General features: G+C 42.4%; 2 protein-coding genes. Both read right to left on the reverse strand.

Going from position 1 to position 1,018, the window contains the following annotated elements; all coding sequences use genetic code 11:
• Positions 1-497, reverse strand: a 497-nt coding sequence (locus tag R7E42_RS25740) for a DUF2987 domain-containing protein (protein WP_318073346.1), incomplete at its 3' end; no start/stop codon positions are given.
• 12 nt (positions 498-509) lie between these two features.
• The coding region (locus R7E42_RS25745; RefSeq protein WP_318073347.1) for a glucosaminidase domain-containing protein at positions 510-1,018 on the reverse strand (509 nt) is incomplete at its 5' end.

A 1,018-nucleotide genomic window follows, 5' to 3' on the forward strand; every position in this document is an offset into this window, starting at 1 on the left:
GCAAACTCCATTGTGACGCCCTGTACTTCAGGTGTGAACCATCCAGCAAACATCCCCCCTAAATCCTCTAACATGCTTTGCATTTGAGGCATTAATGGCTTCAGTTGCTCGTAAGAAACGCTACCCTGTAACGGTTCTTTCGTCATAACAACTAAAGAATAATCACATCGGCTATCTTTAGGGGTATGTACGAATACCAAAGGATTTGCGGATTTTAGATTTTTGTCGATCGGTAATGGCAGTTCTTTCGACGCTGGAATCACAAACTCTTCGTAGTGTTCTTCCTTTTCCATCCACGCTTTTTCGATCGCACACAGCTGCTTAGTTCTGGCATCGACGAAGAACACACCGACTTTAACGTCATCATGCCCTTCTTTAGTGTTATTTTTTAACTGAGTATACAGTTTGGAATACGTAAACATATACTCTTGAGCATGCGTTATCGGTGACGAGAGCAAGAGTGCTGCACTTCCTAAAATTAAGCTTAACTTTTTCATTCGATTATTATTTTATTGAGTCCAGTAGGCGTTATTGTGACGAATCATCGAGCGTAAGTCATTAACGTATGCAATGCCCCTCTCTGAGTAAGACAACAGTCCATGAGTGAGTTCTGATGCTGTCGCCACGGATAACAAGTTTTTGTGCTTATCTGCCAACATAGCTCGAATATCACGTAAGTCAGCGTAAGCTGGATTGCGATTCACATTCATAAAGTAGCCATGAATTGACTGCTGAACTGAATCGAATTTTTGAACTTCGTGAGTTTTTCCAGCAGCACGCTGAGCAGGCACAATTCCGCAACCCTGTTTATAACACCATTGGCCGAACAAGTTGTTTGCTTGAGTAGCAAAACGAGAAGTACCCCACGCGGATTCATTGGCAGCTTGAGTTAGCACTAATGCTTCTGGTAAAACATTGACTCGCTTTAACATTTCAGTCAGCCAAGCTTCATCAACATGACCATCATGAAGAGGAAACCCATATAACTGCGCTAATCTTTCTGCGTAAGCTTCTTCGT

Source organism: Vibrio sp. Vb1337 (assembly GCF_033338715.1).
GTDB classification, from domain to species: domain Bacteria; phylum Pseudomonadota; class Gammaproteobacteria; order Enterobacterales; family Vibrionaceae; genus Vibrio; species Vibrio alginolyticus.